At 66.8% G+C, this 15,688-nt stretch carries 13 protein-coding genes and 1 pseudogene; 6 read left to right on the top strand and 8 right to left on the bottom strand.

Annotation, left to right across the window (positions count from 1 at the left end; translation table 11 throughout):
• The 7 genes and pseudogenes from AB4Z37_RS28055 to AB4Z37_RS28025 all read right to left on the bottom strand — a co-directional run.
• Positions 1 to 268: pseudogene (locus tag AB4Z37_RS28055) on the bottom strand (OmpA family protein); the annotation flags it as partial.
• A 309-nt stretch (positions 269 to 577) separates the two neighbouring features.
• Positions 578 to 961, bottom strand: coding sequence for a VOC family protein (locus AB4Z37_RS28050; RefSeq protein WP_441519999.1), 384 nt, complete (start codon positions 959 to 961; stop codon positions 578 to 580).
• Between the two features lie 180 nt (positions 962 to 1,141).
• Positions 1,142 to 1,924: a succinate dehydrogenase iron-sulfur subunit gene (locus AB4Z37_RS28045; protein WP_441519998.1), complete on the bottom strand. Its 783-nt coding sequence runs from the start codon at positions 1,922 to 1,924 to the stop codon at positions 1,142 to 1,144.
• A gap of 63 nt (positions 1,925 to 1,987) precedes the next feature.
• Positions 1,988 to 3,811, bottom strand: coding sequence for a succinate dehydrogenase flavoprotein subunit (sdhA, locus tag AB4Z37_RS28040; protein ID WP_441519997.1), 1,824 nt, complete (start codon positions 3,809 to 3,811; stop codon positions 1,988 to 1,990).
• A 3-nt stretch (positions 3,812 to 3,814) separates the two neighbouring features.
• Positions 3,815 to 4,219, bottom strand: coding sequence for a succinate dehydrogenase, hydrophobic membrane anchor protein (gene sdhD, locus AB4Z37_RS28035; protein ID WP_441519996.1), 405 nt, complete (start codon positions 4,217 to 4,219; stop codon positions 3,815 to 3,817).
• Positions 4,216 to 4,611, bottom strand: a complete 396-nt coding sequence (sdhC, locus tag AB4Z37_RS28030) for a succinate dehydrogenase, cytochrome b556 subunit (protein ID WP_441519995.1) — start codon at positions 4,609 to 4,611, stop codon at positions 4,216 to 4,218. Before sdhC ends, sdhD begins: the two co-directional genes overlap by 4 nt.
• Positions 4,612 to 5,001: 390 nt before the next feature.
• Positions 5,002 to 6,522, bottom strand: a complete 1,521-nt coding sequence (locus AB4Z37_RS28025) for a malonate--CoA ligase (RefSeq protein WP_441519994.1) — start codon at positions 6,520 to 6,522, stop codon at positions 5,002 to 5,004.
• 264 nt (positions 6,523 to 6,786) lie between these two features.
• On the opposite strand from AB4Z37_RS28025, the gene AB4Z37_RS28020 reads away from it, so the two are divergent.
• The 6 genes from AB4Z37_RS28020 (at position 6,787) to AB4Z37_RS27995 (ending at position 14,464) form a co-directional block, all read left to right on the top strand.
• On the top strand, positions 6,787 to 7,365 hold the full coding sequence (locus AB4Z37_RS28020) for a fasciclin domain-containing protein (protein WP_441519993.1): 579 nt from the start codon (positions 6,787 to 6,789) through the stop codon (positions 7,363 to 7,365).
• 324 nt (positions 7,366 to 7,689) lie between these two features.
• Positions 7,690 to 8,280 (top strand): cytochrome b/b6 domain-containing protein, encoded by a 591-nt coding sequence (locus AB4Z37_RS28015; RefSeq protein WP_441520001.1) that lies wholly within the window; start codon positions 7,690 to 7,692, stop codon positions 8,278 to 8,280.
• 10 nt (positions 8,281 to 8,290) lie between these two features.
• A complete protein-coding gene (locus AB4Z37_RS28010) occupies positions 8,291 to 9,070 on the top strand; it encodes a molybdopterin-dependent oxidoreductase (RefSeq protein ID WP_441519992.1) in 780 nt (259 codons plus the stop codon).
• Between the two features lie 63 nt (positions 9,071 to 9,133).
• Positions 9,134 to 9,643: a superoxide dismutase family protein gene (locus AB4Z37_RS28005; RefSeq protein WP_441519991.1), complete on the top strand. Its 510-nt coding sequence runs from the start codon at positions 9,134 to 9,136 to the stop codon at positions 9,641 to 9,643.
• A gap of 321 nt (positions 9,644 to 9,964) precedes the next feature.
• Positions 9,965 to 11,188 carry an efflux RND transporter periplasmic adaptor subunit gene (locus tag AB4Z37_RS28000; RefSeq protein ID WP_441519990.1) on the top strand — a complete coding sequence of 408 codons (1,224 nt, stop codon included), beginning with the start codon at positions 9,965 to 9,967 and terminating at the stop codon, positions 11,186 to 11,188.
• A gap of 111 nt (positions 11,189 to 11,299) precedes the next feature.
• Entirely contained in the window at positions 11,300 to 14,464 is a 3,165-nt protein-coding gene (locus AB4Z37_RS27995) for a multidrug efflux RND transporter permease subunit (protein ID WP_441519989.1), read from the top strand.
• A 6-nt stretch (positions 14,465 to 14,470) separates the two neighbouring features.
• Here AB4Z37_RS27995 and AB4Z37_RS27990 read toward each other — a convergent pair whose 3' ends face one another.
• Complete coding sequence (locus tag AB4Z37_RS27990) at positions 14,471 to 15,661, bottom strand: YbfB/YjiJ family MFS transporter (RefSeq protein ID WP_441519988.1); 1,191 nt, start codon at positions 15,659 to 15,661, stop codon at positions 14,471 to 14,473.
• Positions 15,662 to 15,688: the final 27 nt, after the last annotated feature.

Here is a 15,688-nt window from a genome sequence, read left to right as displayed (position 1 = left end):
CCTTGGGAGCAGCCGCGGGCGGCGGCGCCGGGTGCGGCGCGGCACCGGGCGCGGGGCCGGGCGGGTGAGCAGCCGGCGGCGGTGCCCCCGGCGGATGCGCGGCTGGCGGCGCCTTCGGCGGCTCACCGGGGCCGGGCTTCCTCTCGCCCTCGGGGGCTTGCTGTTGCGCAACGACCATTGGCGCGGTCTGCGCGTGCACGTGGGTCGCGACGACCGGCACGAACGACATCGCCGTGGTGGCGAGCAGGGCAAGACGAAGTGTTTTCATGGGGAGTTTTGTCCTGGAAATGAAGTCTGACAAAAACTGTGCAGGCTGCCGAAGCGGATCGGCTCGATGATCAACGACCAATCGTTAGGCCGGATTGTGGCGGGTGCGATCCGGCCTCGGGACTTTATTTTGCGCATCACGCGACGACGATCGCCGCATGTTCAGCGCCCGTTCACAACGCGTCTGGCACGGCTGTGGTGTCAGGGCTGTGGCATCACGACGCGGTGGTGGAACGTATCCGCGAGTCGTTGAACGGGCGGTCTGCGCCGGCGCACGCGCAACATCATGCAGCCCCGCCCGCGTGTGGCGTCACGCCGGCGCGTGGCACACGGCTTCGATGTTGTGGCCGTCCGGGTCGCGCACGAACGCGCCATAGTAGTTGGCGTGATAGTGCGGCCGCAGGCCGGGGGCGCCGTTGTCGCGCCCGCCCGCCGCGATCGCGGCCTGATGGAAGGCGTCAACAGTGGCGCGGTCTTTTGCCGTGATCGCGACATGCAGCGGCTTGTTCATGCCGCCCTCGCCGCCGATCCAGAAGTCCGGCTTGCCGTCCCTGCCGAAACCGGCTGCAGGCGCGTCATTGTCGTCCTGTCGCACCTCGACCATCAGGACGTAGCCGAGCGGGGCGAGCGCTTGCGCGTAGAACGCTTTCGCCCGCTCGTAGTCGGAAACCGGAAATCCGATGTGGTCGATCATGGCAACCTTCCGAATATCCCTGCAGGTTGCCGAAGGGTACCCGAGCGGGTGCGGGTGGCAAGTCGTGGCGCGTGCCGGGCACGAGGCCGGCCGGAGCAGGCAGGCGATCCAGACGGGCAACGAAAAAGCGGCGAAGCCTGGGGCTTCGCCGCTTGCGCAGAACCGGAGAACTGCGGAACGTCAGATCTGCCGCTCGACCATCTTGAGCTTGAGGTCGGAGATCGCCTTGGAGGGATTGAGCCCCTTCGGGCACGCCTTGGCGCAGTTCAGGATGGTGTGGCAGCGATAGAGGCGGAACGGATCCTCGAGGTTGTCGAGGCGCTCGCCGGTGGCTTCGTCGCGGCTGTCGTTGACCCAGCGGCTCGCCTGCAGCAGCGCGGCGGGGCCGAGGAAGCGATCGCTGTTCCACCAGTAGCTCGGGCACGAGGTCGAGCAGCAGGCGCAGAGGATGCACTCGTAGAGGCCGTCGAGCTTCTGGCGATCCTCCTGGGACTGCTTCCACTCCTTCTGCGGCGTCGGGCTGACGGTGTGCAGCCACGGCTCGATCGAGGCGTACTGGGCGTAGAAGTTGGTGAGGTCGGGGACGAGGTCCTTGACCACCGGCTGGTGCGGCAGCGGCTTCACGTCGACAGCGCCGGCGTCGACGTCATGCATCGACTTGGTGCAGGCGAGCGTGTTCTGGCCGTCGATGTTCATCGCGCAGGAGCCGCACACGCCTTCGCGGCAAGAGCGGCGGAAGGTCAGCGTCGGATCGATGTTGTTCTTGATCCAGATCAGACCGTCCAGCACCATCGGGCCGCAATCCGAGGTGTCGACATAATAGGTGTCGGTGCTCGGATTCTTGCCGTCGTCCGGATTCCAGCGATAGATCTTGAACTCGCGCAGCTCCCCGGTGGTGGTCGGCTTCGGCCAGGTCTTGCCGCCCGTGATCTTCGAGTTTTTGGGAAGTGAGAATTCAACCATTGATCTCGAGCCTTCTGCGAGCCGTCCGGGTGTTCGTTCAAGGGGTGTAGAGGAAGGTCCGCGTCAGTAGACGCGGGCCTTCGGCGGGATGTACTGCACGTCGTTGGTCATGGTGTAGTCGTGGACCGGACGGTAGTTGATCGTGGTGTTGCCGCGATCGTCGATCCACGACAGCGTGTGCTTCATCCAGGTCTTGTCGTCGCGCTCCGAGAAGTCCTCGCGGGCGTGGGCGCCGCGGCTCTCGGTGCGGTTGGCGGCGGAATCCATCGTCACCACCGCCTGCGAGATCAGGTTGTCGTACTCCAGCGTCTCGATCAGGTCCGAATTCCAGACCAGCGAGCGGTCGCTGACGCCGATGTCGCCGATGCCGCCATGGACCTTGTGGATCAGGTCCTGGCCCTCGCGCAGCACGTCGCCGGTGCGGAACACGGCGCAGTTGGTCTGCATCACCTTCTGCATGTTGGCGCGTAGCTGCGCGGTCGGCGTGCCGCCGGAGGCGTTGCGGAAGCGGTCGAGGCGGCCGAGCGCGAGATCCGCCGAGGTCGCCGGCAGGTCGGGCTGCTTGGCATTCGGGGTCAGCTTCTCGGCGCAGCGCAGCGCCGCGGCGCGGCCGAACACCACGAGGTCGATCAGCGAGTTGGAGCCGAGACGGTTGGCGCCGTGCACGGACACGCAGGCGGCTTCGCCCACCGCCATCAGGCCGGGCACCACCGCGTTGTCGTCGCCGTTCTTCTTGGTGACGACTTCGGCGTGGAAGTTCGTGGGGATGCCGCCCATGTTGTAGTGCACGGTCGGCACGATCGGGATCGGCTGGCGGGTGACGTCGACGTTGGCGAAGATCTTCGCCGACTCCGAGATGCCCGGCAGACGCTCGTGCAGCACCTTCGGATCGAGATGATCGAGGTGCAGGAAGATGTGGTCCTTGTTCTTGCCGACGCCGCGGCCTTCGCGGATCTCGATGGTCATCGCGCGCGAGACGACGTCGCGCGAGGCGAGGTCCTTGGCGGACGGCGCATAGCGCTCCATGAAGCGCTCGCCTTCGGAATTGACGAGATAGCCGCCCTCACCGCGGGCACCCTCGGTGACGAGGCAGCCCGAACCGTAGATGCCGGTCGGGTGGAACTGGACGAACTCCATGTCCTGCAGCGGCAAGCCGACGCGCAGCGCCATGGCGTTGCCGTCGCCGGTGCAGGTGTGCGCCGAGGTGCACGACGCGTAGGCGCGGCCGTAGCCGCCGGTCGCCAGGATGGTGGTCTGGGCGCGGAAGCGGTGCAGCGTGCCGTCGTCGAGCTTGAGCGCGATGACGCCGCGGCAGACGCCCTGATCGTCCATGATCAGGTCGATGGCGAAGAACTCGATGTAGAACTCGGCCGAGTGGCGCAGCGCCTGGCCGTACATCGTGTGCAGCATGGCGTGGCCGGTGCGGTCGGCGGCGGCGCAGGTGCGCTGCGCCTGGCTCTTGCCGAAATCGATGGTCATGCCGCCGAACGGGCGCTGATAGATCTTGCCGTCCTCGGTGCGCGAGAACGGCACGCCCCAGTGCTCGAGCTCGTAGACGGCATCCGGCGCGTTGCGCACGAGGTATTCGATGGAATCCTGGTCGCCGAGCCAGTCCGACCCCTTGACGGTGTCGTACATGTGCCAGCGCCAGTCGTCCTTGTGCATGTTGCCGAGCGAGGCGGAGATGCCGCCCTGCGCCGCGACGGTGTGCGAACGGGTCGGAAACACCTTGGTGATGCAGGCGGTGCGCAGACCGGCCTCGCTGCAGCCGACGACGGCGCGCAGGCCGGCGCCGCCGGCGCCGACGACGACGACGTCATAGGTGTGATCTTCGATGGGGTAGGCGTGGCCGTTGGTGGCCGGAGCGCCAGTGCCGTTGGCGGCCATGCGCTACACTCCAGATGACAGTTTGATAATGGCGTAGATCGAGGCGAGGCCGACGGCTGCCGCGAAGAACGTGTTGGCGATGACGGCGACGAGCTTCACCTTCTCGTCGTGGACATAGTCCTCGATCACCACCTGCATGCCGATCTTCATGTGCCAGGTGCTGGCGATAATGAAGAGGGTCATGATGATCGCGATCAGCGGCGAACCGAGAATCTGGGCCGCGGCGGCGTGATTGCGTCCGAGCAGGGTCAGGATGATCAGCACGACCGGGATGAACAGCAGCAGCAGGGCGAGGGCGGTCAGCCGCTGGCGCCAGAAGTCGCTGGTGCCGCTGTGGGCGGCGCCGAGGCCGCGCACCCGGGCGATCGGGGTGCGGATCGAGCGGGCCTGGGTCTTGGTGTCGCTCATCGCGCGCCTCCAACGGCATAGGCAATGATCCAGATCACCAGCGTCAGCGTGATCGAGCCGATCAGCGTCGCGCGGGTCAGCCATTCACGCTCGGTGGGGCCGAAGCCGTAGCCCAGATCCCAGACGAAGTGACGGATGCCGCCGAGCATGTGATGCAGCAGCGCCCAGGTGTAGCCGAACAGGATCAGCCGGCCGATCCAGCTCGAGGTGAAGGCCTGGATGTTGGCGTAGGCGGTGGGACCGGAGGCGGTGGCGATCAGCCACCAGGCCATCAGCAGGGTGCCGACATACAGCGCAACGCCGGTGGCGCGGTGAACGATGGACAGGACCATCGTCAGCGTCCAGCGATACGTCAAGAACGGCGAAAGCGGACGATTTGTTTGGACAGTCATCGATGTCTTTTACGGGTTGCAGGTTGCGGCCATGACTCGGCGGCGCTGCGGGCGGCTGGATAGAGCAATTCTATTTACGAAGTCACAAGATTGAGCGCAACGCAGAAATGACCATGACGCGAACGCAGGTTCATCACTTGCGGAACGCTGGTATACCAGCCGATTTCGACCGCGAGAGTCGTCAACGACGCATGATGTCTGAAGCATGATTCACCTGCGCGAGGTCGTCGTCACGGCGCCACCAAGTCTGTGCGGCGTCCGGCGCCAATCGCGCCGAGCATGAGCCGAGGGGCGACAGGGACGCAATCAGGAGTATCCGCAGGCGGTCTTCGCTCCGGCCGAAGGCTCGAAGCCGCCGGTGCGGCCGGGCGGGCCGCGCCGGGGAGGGCGTCAGGTCGCCTTGGTATAGAGCGTCGCGTAGGTGTCGCGCAGCACGTTCTTCTGCACCTTGCCCATGGTGTTGCGCGGCAGATCGTCGACGAAGATCACCCGCTTGGGCATCTTGAACTTGGCGAGGCGGCCGTCGAGCGCCTGCAGGACGGCGTCCTCGCTCAGCGCCTTCGTCTTGTCGGCCACCACCACGGCGGTGACGCCCTCGCCGAAATCGGCATGGGGCACGCCGATGACAGCGCTCTCGACCACGCCCGCGATGGCGTCGATCTCGCTCTCCACTTCCTTCGGATAGACGTTGAAGCCGCCGGAAATCACGAGGTCCTTGCCGCGGCCGAGGATGTGGACGTATCCCTTGCCGTCGATCTTGCCGAGGTCGCCGGTGATGAAGAAGCCATCGCCGCGGAACTCGGACTTGGTCTTCTCCGGCATGCGCCAGTAGCCCCTGAACACGTTGGGGCCCTTGACCTCGATCATGCCGATCGCGTCGCGGGCGAGCTCCGTGCCGCTCTCCGGATCGGTGACGCGCACCGACACGCCGGGCAGCGGCAGGCCGACGGCGCCGGGCACACGGTCGCCGTCATAGGGGTTCGAGGTGTTCATGTTGGTTTCGGTCATGCCGTAGCGCTCGAGCACGGCGTGGCCGGTGCGCGCCGACCACTCGCGATGGGTGTCGGCGAGCAGCGGCGCGGAGCCGGAGATGAACAGCCGCATATGGCTGGTGGTGTCGCGTGACAGCCGCTGGTTCTGCAGCAGGCGGGTGTAGAAGGTCGGCACGCCCATCAGCACGGTGGCGCGCGCCATCAGGTCGATCACCTGGTTGGGATCGAATTTGCTGAGGAAGATCATCGACGCGCGCGCGAACAGCGTGACGTTGCTGGCCACGAACAGGCCGTGGGTGTGATAGATCGGCAGGGCGTGGATCAGCACGTCGCGATCGGTGAAGCGCCAAAAGTCGACCAGCGTCCGCGAGTTCGACACCAGGTTGTCGTGGCTGAGCATCGCGCCCTTGGAGCGGCCCGTGGTGCCGGACGTATACAGAATGGCGGCAAGGTCGTCGCCGTTGCGCGCAACCGTCACGAATGCGGCGTCCTGCTGCGCGGCGCCGTCGGAGAGGCTGCCGCGGCCGGCGGCGTCCAGCGTCTCGACCTCGGCGCCGACACGCCGGGCAAGCGTGGTGACGCCCTCGACCTTCGCAGGGTCGCAGACGACCAGCGACGGCTCGGCGTCGCCGATGAAATAATCGATCTCGTTTAAGGTGTAGGCGGTGTTGAGCGGCAGGAACACGGCGCCGGCCCGCACCGTCGCCAGATACAGCACCAGCGCCTCGACCGACTTTTCCACCTGCACGGCGACACGGTCGCCGACCTTGACCCCGCGCGCCACCAGGTGGTTCGCGGTCCGGCCCGAGCGCTCGATCAGGTCGCCATAGCTGATCCGCCCGCCATCCGGCGTTTCGATCGCCAGCCGATCCAGATCCTTCACATCGTCGAACAGGCGCGAAAACAGGTTGGCGGTCATGGCTTAAGAGGCTCGCAGTTGGGCGGTCCCGACGCAGCAGGGGGCAGGCAAATTTATTCGCCCATTTGAAGGGGGAGATCAAGCGCGGGGACGGACGGCGAGGGTGCCGGAAAGTTTCAGCGCGGCCGCAAAAATATTCCGGAAACCCGTTATGGCGCGCCCCGTAGATCAATCATCGGCGCGGGCGACCGACCAGGGTGCCCCCGCCGTCGACACCTCAGATCGCCGGCGGATGGTCCGCCGCATTTCATCGGGAGATTATACATGTCCAAGTTCACAGTTCTGCTGTCGGCCGTGGCCGTCGGAGCGTTGATCGCGGCGGCGCCGGTCGTCGCACAGGATAAGATGTCGGGTGAAAAGACCGTGAACGTCGGCGGCGCGCCGATGTATCCCTCCAAGAACATCATCCAGAACGCCGTCAACTCGAAGGACCACACCACGCTGGTCGCCGCGGTGAAGGCCGCCGGCCTCGTCGAGACCCTGGAAGGCGCCGGGCCGTTCACGGTGTTCGCCCCGACCAATGCCGCGTTCACCAAGCTGCCGGCCGGCACCGTCGATGCGCTGTTGAAGCCGGAGAACAAGCCCAAGCTGACAGCGGTGCTGACGTATCATGTGGTGCCGGGCCGGCTCACCGCGACGTCGCTGATGAAGGCGGTCAAGGACGGCGGCGGCTCCGCCAAGTTCAAGACCGTCGAGGGTGACGAGATCACCATCAAGCAGCCGGAAGCCGGCAAGCTTTCGATCACCGATGCCAAGGGCGGCACCTCGACGGTCACCATCCCGGACGTGCTGCAGTCGAACGGCGTGATTCACGTGGTCGACACCGTGCTGCTTCCGGGCTGACCGGGGCCTCGCGGCGGCCGGTTCCCCCAAACCGTCCGTCCGGCGCAACGGCGAGCCGGCCCTGTCCGGCTCGCCGACTTGCGACACGGAGCCCATCGACGACCGTTCACGGGAAACTGATCGGCGGCAGCGCGGCGCTCGATGCCGATGCCGTGACCGGTCTCCACTTTTGCGCGGCGGCTGCGTAACAATGCCGACGGAACGCCGTATTGGTCACAGAGCAGGCCCAGGATCCAACGCTGCGCAAGGAGCAAGTTCATGTCCAGTGTCACCTCGAGCCTTCCGGCCGACCGCGGCCGGGCCGGTGATGGCGAAGCGGCCGCGATGCCGGCCAAGGTGATCCAGCCGGCCTGGGTGCGGATCGTGCACTGGATCAACGCGCTCGCCATGATCCTGATGATCATGTCCGGCTGGCAGATCTACAACGCTTCGCCGCTGTTCGACTTTACCTTCTCGCACGCCATCACGCTTGGCGGCTGGCTCGGCGGCGCGCTGCTGTGGCATTTCGCGGCGATGTGGCTGCTGATGGTCAACGGCCTGATCTATGTCGTCAGCGGCCTTGTCACCGGCCGCTTCCGCCGCAAGCTGCTGCCGCTGACCCCCGCCGGCGTCATCGCCGACACCCGCGCCGCACTGACCGGCCGGCTGTCGCACGCGGATCTCTCGACCTACAATCAGGTCCAGAAGCTGCTCTACGGCGGCATCATCCTCATCGGCATCGTCATCGTGCTGTCGGGCCTGTCGATCTGGAAACCGGTGCAGCTGCAGTGGCTGACCGCGCTGTTCGGCGGTTATGATACCGCCCGCTACGTTCACTTCTTCTGCATGGCCGCGATCGTCGCGTTCCTGGTCGTCCATGTCGCGCTGGCGTTGCTCGTGCCGAAGAGCCTGCGCGCCATGATCATCGGTCGCTGAGGAGGACATCATGAGAAGGCTTCGCGAGCTCATCATTCCCGGCGTCGACAAGTCGCTGCTGGTCCGCGACGCGGTCAAGCTGATGCCGGAGCTGTCACGGCGGCGCTTTATCGCCGGGGGCGCCAGCTTCGGCGCGCTGACCCTGCTGACCGGCTGCAACGTCATCGACAGCGATTCCGCCGACGCATTGCTGGCTCAGGTGTCGAAGTTCAACGACGCGGTGCAGGCGGCGCTGTTCAATCCCAACACGCTGGCGCCGACCTACGCCGAGAGCGCGATCACCAAACCATTTCCGTTCAACGCCTATTATGCCCTCGACGATGCGCCGGACGTCGACGGCAAGGACTACCGCTTCGAGGTCACGGGCCTCGTCGACAACAAGAAGGCCTGGACGCTGGACGAGCTCCACGCCCTGCCGCAGGTCAAGCAGGTCACCCGCCACATCTGTGTGGAAGGATGGAGCGCGATCGGCAGCTGGACGGGAACGCCGCTGCGCGACTTCCTGAAGCTGGTCGGGGCCGACACCCGGGCGAAATACTGCTGGTTCCGCTGCGCGGAGGGCTATACCAGCACGCTGGACATGCCGACCGCGCTGCATCCGCAGACCCAGATGACCTTCAAGTTCGGCGACGACATCCTGCCAAGGGCCTATGGCTATCCGATGAAGATCCGGGTGCCGACCAAGCTCGGCTTCAAGAACCCGAAGTATGTGATCGGCATGGAAGTGACCAACGACTACAAGGGCGGCTACTGGGAGAACCAGGGCTACAACGCCTTCAGCGGCAGTTAGTGCACTGCGCCCGTGGCTGAGACGTGCTAGCGTCATGCATTGCCATGACGTGATGAGGCCCTGATGATCGTTCGCGCATTTCTGGCCGCCGCCGCGATGGCGGCCCTGTCCATCGGCGGTGCGTCCGCCCAATCCGCCAAGGCCACCGTCAAGAATGCAGATGGCGCGGCTATCGGCGCCATCGACCTCACCGCCGTCTCGGACGGCGTGCTGGTCAAGCTGACGGCCAGGGGCCTGCCGCCGGGCGAGCATGCCTTTCATGTCCACGCGGTCGGCAAGTGCGAGCCGCCTTTCACCACGGCCGGCGGCCATTTCAATCCCGACAACAAGAAGCATGGCATGATGTCGGCCGACGGCCATCATGCCGGCGACATGCCGAACCTGATCGTGCCGGCCTCCGGCGAGGTTGCGGTCGAGATCGTCAATACGGCGGTGACGCTCGACAAGGGCAAGCCGAACTCGCTCTACAAGCCCGAGGGTACGGCATTCGTCATCCATGCGGCTGCTGACGACTACAGGACCGATCCGACCGGCAATGCCGGCGGGCGCATCGCCTGCGCCGTGGTTGATTAAGCGCCGCGCGTTGCGGCGAAATGGCATGTGCGGCGGCCGGGCGGATGCGTCCGGCCGCCGCAGCTTTGTGCGACAGGACGGCGCAGGTGTACGCGCCGCGTGTTGGGTTCCCTCGCGCTAACACAATCGTGAGCGTTGGAACGCATCAGAAAACCTTTGCGACAGAGCCGGTTATGAGCGCGCGACATCACGTCGCCGGCTCATGATGTTGCGACGCAAAAGGCCACGCGTCACTGTAGGCCGATGAACGATTGTTCAGAATCAACTGCGGTTGATGCGCCCGCGGCCGCTCCGCCGCTTCCGATCACAAGGTCTCGAGGAATGCTCCGACGCTCGCCCGTTGTTCCGTCCCTGTTGCTGCTTGGCGCTGCCGTGCTGCTTGCGGGGTGCAACGACGCCAGCGTGGCGTCGGCGCCGCCGCCGGTGCCGCCGGAGGTCAGCGTCGTCACGGTGAAGGCGTCGCCGCGCGCCATCATCCGCGAGCTGCCCGGGCGTATCGCGCCGCTGCGCGTCGCCGAGGTGCGCCCGCGTGCGTCCGGCATCATTGTCGAACGAACCTTTCAGCAGGGCGGCCGCGTCAATGCCGGCGACGCGCTGTACCAGATCGATCCCAAGCCGTTCGAGGTCGAGCTGCAGGCCGCCGAAGCGGCGCTCGCCAAGGCCGACGCGGTCAAGGAGCAGGCGGCGCAGCACGCCCGCCGCATCGGCATCCTGGCGACCACCCAGGCCGCCTCGCAGGCCACCAACGAGACCGCGATCGCGGCGCTGCGGCAGGCCGAGGCCGATGTCGCAGGGCGTAACGCCGACGTCGCGCGCGCCCGGCTCAACCTCGGCTATGCCACCATCCGTGCGCCGATCAGCGGCATCATCGGTGCGGCGCTGCTCAGCGAGGGCGCGCTGGTGGTGCAGAACGAGGCGGCGAGCCTTGCCACCATCCAGCAGCTCGACTCGGTCTATGCCGATTTCACCCAGTCGGTCAGCGAACTCAACCGCCTGCGCCGCGATTTCGAGCGCGGCGATCTCGACCGTGTCGCGCCCGATGCGGCCAAGGTCCGCCTGTTGCTCGACGACGACACCGAATATCCGCTGGACGGCCGGCTGCTGTTCTCCGACGCCAAGGTCGACGCCAACACCGGCAAGGTCACGCTGCGTGGCGAATTCAGCAATCCCAAGCATGAGCTGCTGCCGGGCATGTATGTCCGCGTGCAGATCGAGCAGGGCCGCGATCCCGACGCCCTCGCGCTGCCGCCGCAGGCGATCCAGCGCAACAGTGCCGGCGGCAGCGAGGTCTATGTCGTAACGGACGACAATCGCGTGCTGGCGCAGCCGGTGCGCACCGGCAACCTGGTGGACGGCCTGTGGCTGGTCACCGAAGGACTCGCCCCCGGCCAGCGCGTCGTGGTCGAAGGATTCCAGAAGTTCGCTGTCGGCGATGTGGTCAAGCCGGCACCGTGGAAGGAGGTCGCGCAGACGGCCGATGCCCCGCATCGCTCCGCGGCGGCCGTCCACGCGCCATCGCCGGCGCCGCGCACCACGCTGGATTGATGTTTGCAGCCGTGTCGTCCGCCGGACGCGTGCCGCGCCCGGCGCGCGGCCGTGTGCCCGCGATTGAAGTGACCTGACGTCAACGCCATCCCGGTTTCGAGGAACCTGTTCATGCCCGCGTTTTTCATCGACCGCCCGATCTTCGCCTGGGTGGTTGCGCTGTTCATCTGTCTGATCGGGGCGATTTCGATCCCGTTCCTGGCGGTCGCGCAGTATCCGATCATCGCGCCGCCCTCGATTTCGGTCTCGACCAGCTATCCCGGCGCATCGCCGGAGGAGCTCTACAACAGCGTGACGCGGCTGATCGAGGAGGAGCTCAACGGTGCCTCCGGCATCCTGAATTTCGAATCGACCAGCGATTCGCTGGGACAGGTCGAGATCACCGCCAACTTCGTGCCTGGCACCGATTCCAGCCTCGCCTCGGTCGAGGTGCAGAACCGCATCAAGCGCGTCGAGGCGCGGCTGCCGCGTGCCGTGATCCAGCAGGGCATCCTGGTGGAAGAGGCGTCGAGCGCGGTGCTGCAGATCATCACCCTGCAGTCGACCGACGGCAGCCTCAACGAGGTCGGCCTCGGCGATTTCATGATCCGCAACGTGCTCGGTGAAATCCGCCGTATTCCCGGCGTCGGCCGCGCCACGCTGTACTCCACCGAGCGCTCGCTGCGCATCTGGCTCGATGCGGCCAAGCTCGTCGGCTACAACCTGACCGCCGACGATGTCACCAGGGCGATCTCGGCGCAGAACGCCCAGGTCGCGTCCGGCAGCATCGGCGCCGAGCCGAGCCGCCGGGATCAGCAGATCTCCGCCCTGGTGCTGGTGAAGGGCCAGCTCGCCTCGCCCGAGGAGTTCGGCGCCATCGTGCTGCGCGCCAATCCCGACGGCTCGACGGTGCGGCTGCGCGACGTCGCCCGCGTCGAGGTCGGCGGCATGGGCTACCAGTTCACGACGCGTCAGGACGGCAAGCCGAGCGCCGGCCTGTCGGTGCTGCTGGCGCCGACCGGCAACGCGCTCGCCACCGCAAATGCGGTCGAGGCCAAGATGAAGGAACTGTCGAAGTTCTTTCCGGCCAACATCACCTATGACATTCCCTACAACATCACCCCGGTGGTGAAGGCGTCGATCAGCAAGGTCGTGCAGACCCTGATCGAGGCGGTGGTGCTGGTGTTCGTGGTGATGTTCCTGTTCCTGCAGAACTTCCGCTACACCCTCATTCCCACCATCGTGGTGCCGGTGGCGCTGCTCGGCACCTGCACCACGCTGCTGCTGTTCGGCTACTCCATCAACATGCTGACCATGTTCGGCATGGTGCTGGCGATCGGCATCCTGGTCGACGACGCCATCGTCGTCGTCGAGAACGTCGAGCGCATCATGGCGGAGGAGGGGCTGCCGCCGCGCGAGGCGACGCGCAAGGCCATGACGCAGATCACCAGCGCCATCATCGGCATCACCCTGGTGCTGGTCGCGGTGTTCGTGCCGATGGCGTTCTTCCCGGGCTCGGTCGGCATCATCTACCGCCAGTTCTCGGTCACGGTCGTCGCGGCGATCAGCTTCTCGGCGCTGATGGCGCTGTCGCTGACGCCGGCGCTGTGCGCCACCCTGCTCAAGCCGGTCGAGGCCGGCCACGGCCATGCGCGTCGCGGGCTGTTCGGCTGGTTCAACCGCAGGCTCGAGGCGGTGAAGGACGGCTATGGCCGCATCGTCGGCTGGTCGATCCTGCGCACCGGCCGGCTGATGCTGGTCTATGTCGCGCTGCTGGCAGGCCTGACGCTGGCCTTCATCCGTCTGCCGGGCGGTTTCCTGCCGATCGACGACCAGGGCTTCCTCACGGTCGACGTGCAGACGCCATCGGACTCCTCGTTCAATCGCACCGCCAGCGCGGTGGAGAAGGTCGAGGCGTATCTCAAGACCCGCGCCGGCATCGACAATGTCACCTTCCTCACCGGCTTCAGCTTCCTCGGCCAGGGCCAGAATACCGCGCAGGCGTTCGTCAGCCTCAAGGACTGGTCGGAGCGCGGGCCGAAGGATTCCGCCGCCGCCATCGTCGCGGACGTCAACACGTCGCTGGCCTCGGTGCGCGATGCCAAGATCTCGGCGCTGCAGCCGCCGCCGATCGACAACCTCGGCAATTCCTCGGGCTTCAGCTTCCGCCTGCAGGACCGCGGCCAGAAAGGCTATGCCGCGCTGATGCAGGCGAAGGACAGCCTGCTCGCGGCGGCGAAGCGCAGCCCGATCCTGCAGGATGTCTATGCGGAAGGCCTGCCCGAGGCGCCGCTGGTGCAGCTCCTGATCGACCGCGAGGAGGCGGCCGCGCTCGGCGTGGCGTTCGCCGACATCAACGCGACCATCTCGACCAATCTCGGCTCGAACTATGTCAATGACTTCCCGAACCGCGGCCGCATGCAGCGGGTTATCGTCCAGGCCGACAGCGCCGGGCGCATGAACCCGAACGACATCCTCGCCTACCATGTGCGCAATGCGCGCGGCGAGCTGGTGCCGCTGTCGTCGTTCGCCACCGTCAAGTGGGCGGTGGGTCCGACCCAGGTCGTCGGCTTCAACTACTACCCGTCGGTGCGCATCAGCGGCTCGGCGCGGCCGGGCTTCACCTCGGGTGATGCCATCGCCGAGATGGAAAAGCTCGCCGCGCAGCTGCCGCGCGGCTTCGGCTATGAGTGGACGGGCCAGTCGCTGCAGGAGAAGCTGTCGGGGGCGCAGGCGCCGTTCCTGCTGGCGCTGTCGGCGCTGGTGGTGTTCCTGTGTCTTGCGGCGCTGTACGAGAGCTGGACCATTCCGCTGGCGGTGCTGATGACCGTGCCGCTCGGCATCTGCGGCGCGGTGGTCGCGGCGATGTCGCGCGGCCTGCCCAACGACGTCTATTTCACCGTCGGCCTCGTCACCATCATCGGTCTCGCCGCCAAGGACGCCATCCTGATCATCGAGTTCGCCAGGGATCTGCGGACGCAGGGCCGCTCGCTGCGCGAGGCGACGCTCGAGGCCTGCCGGCTGCGCTTCCGGCCGATCCTGATGACCGGTCTCGCCTTCGTCTGCGGCGTGCTGCCGATGGTGATCGCCAGCGGTGCCGGCGCCAAGAGCCAGCAGGCGCTCGGTACCGGCGTGATGGGCGGCATGATCGCGGTGGTGATGCTGGCGCTGCTGATGGTGCCCGTGTTCTTCGTCGCGGTGCAGTCGTTCTTCAGCCGCTCCGGGACCGATGCCGCCGCCACCGAAACGCCGCGCCGCAGCTGGTGGCGCTTGCTGCGCGGCGCCCGGGCGTCGTGATCGTGCTCAATGCGCCGGCGGCAGCCGGCGCTGGAAGGTGCAGGCGATGGCGCCGATGGCGAGCGTCAGCGCCGAGACGATCAGCGCCGAGCCGAGGCTGCCGATCGCATCGCTGATCGCCCCGGTCACCATCGGGCCCAGCGTCTGGCCGAGGCTGAAGGCGATGGTGACGACGGCGATCGCATTGGGCCAGGCGTCGGTCGCATAGTTGAACCGCACGAACGCGGTGGTGGCGCTGACCACGGCGAAAAAAGCGTTGCCGAACACCAGAGCCGACAGCGCCAGCGCCACGGGCGTGTGCCAGATCAGGGGCAGCGCTGCGCCGACCATGGTGACGCCGATCAGGATCGCGGTGCTCATGCCGCTCGCGCCGCGCGCCAGCAGGCCGCGCCAGATCCAGGGCGAAGCGAAGGCCGCGCCGCCGATCAGGCACCAGAACGCGCTCTGCGCCAGTGCGCCGCCACCGGCATCGCGAACATAGGCGATCATGAAGGTCATGTAGGCGATGTAGCCGGCGCCGAAGCAGAAATAGCCGGCGAGGTAGATCAGGATCGGGAGGATGGCGATCCGGATCGCATGGGCGTTGGCGGCCGGCGGCGGCGACTCGATCGGGTTGAGCCGCAGCACCAGCGCAAGCACTGCGGAGATCGCGGCGAGCGCCGCCCACACGATCCACCACGAGCCGGGTCCAAAGCCTTGCAGCAGGAATGGCGCCACGAGGCCCGACAGCACGATGCCGAGCGCGGGGCCGGTGTAGAACAGCCCGAGCAGCAGCGAAGCCCGTGCCGGCTGCGACTGGGCGATGACAGCGCCGAGCGCACCGCCGCCGACGAACGACACCGCGGCGCCGGCACCGGCGAGCAGCCGCGCCACGCTCAGCACGGCGAAGTTCGCGCTCGCCGCACACAGCGCCAGCGAGATCACACAGGCCAGCGTGCCGATCCAGGCGGCGCCGAACAGCCCGACCCGGCGCGCGAACCGCGCCGCGCCGAGCGCGCCGGCGAGATAGCCGGCCGCGTTCATGGTGTTCATGAAGCCGGCGGCGGAATAGCTCCAGCCGAGGCTGTCGCGCATGTCGGGCAGCACCAGCGCATAGGCGAAGCGGCCGATGCCGAGCCCGATCGCCGGCGCGAGCGCCAGCACCAGGATGGTGCGCGCCGGATGGGGCAGCGCGGTCAGCGATGATTTTTCCAGCAAGGCGTCGACTCCCACCCTTATAGGAGG

Source organism: Bradyrhizobium sp. 2TAF24 (assembly GCF_052115025.1).
Classification (GTDB): domain Bacteria; phylum Pseudomonadota; class Alphaproteobacteria; order Rhizobiales; family Xanthobacteraceae; genus Bradyrhizobium_A.
The sequence above is the reverse complement of the archived record's forward strand: the minus strand, read 5'-3'. Positions and strand labels throughout refer to the sequence as shown.

What these genes read in the sequence shown, in the direction of transcription:
- AB4Z37_RS28050 (WP_441519999.1), bottom strand. Translation starts at nt 961, where the DNA reads ATGATCGACCACATCGGATTTCCGGTTTCCGACTACGAGCGGGCGAAA.
- AB4Z37_RS28045 (WP_441519998.1), bottom strand. Translation starts at nt 1,924, where the DNA reads ATGGTTGAATTCTCACTTCCCAAAAACTCGAAGATCACGGGCGGCAAG.
- sdhA (WP_441519997.1), bottom strand. Translation starts at nt 3,811, where the DNA reads ATGGCCGCCAACGGCACTGGCGCTCCGGCCACCAACGGCCACGCCTAC.
- sdhD (WP_441519996.1), bottom strand. Translation starts at nt 4,219, where the DNA reads ATGAGCGACACCAAGACCCAGGCCCGCTCGATCCGCACCCCGATCGCC.
- sdhC (WP_441519995.1), bottom strand. Translation starts at nt 4,611, where the DNA reads ATGACTGTCCAAACAAATCGTCCGCTTTCGCCGTTCTTGACGTATCGC.
- AB4Z37_RS28025 (WP_441519994.1), bottom strand. Translation starts at nt 6,522, where the DNA reads ATGACCGCCAACCTGTTTTCGCGCCTGTTCGACGATGTGAAGGATCTG.
- AB4Z37_RS28020 (WP_441519993.1), top strand. Translation starts at nt 6,787, where the DNA reads ATGTCCAAGTTCACAGTTCTGCTGTCGGCCGTGGCCGTCGGAGCGTTG.
- AB4Z37_RS28015 (WP_441520001.1), top strand. Translation starts at nt 7,690, where the DNA reads ATGCCGGCCAAGGTGATCCAGCCGGCCTGGGTGCGGATCGTGCACTGG.
- AB4Z37_RS28010 (WP_441519992.1), top strand. Translation starts at nt 8,291, where the DNA reads ATGAGAAGGCTTCGCGAGCTCATCATTCCCGGCGTCGACAAGTCGCTG.
- AB4Z37_RS28005 (WP_441519991.1), top strand. Translation starts at nt 9,134, where the DNA reads ATGATCGTTCGCGCATTTCTGGCCGCCGCCGCGATGGCGGCCCTGTCC.
- AB4Z37_RS28000 (WP_441519990.1), top strand. Translation starts at nt 9,965, where the DNA reads ATGCTCCGACGCTCGCCCGTTGTTCCGTCCCTGTTGCTGCTTGGCGCT.
- AB4Z37_RS27995 (WP_441519989.1), top strand. Translation starts at nt 11,300, where the DNA reads ATGCCCGCGTTTTTCATCGACCGCCCGATCTTCGCCTGGGTGGTTGCG.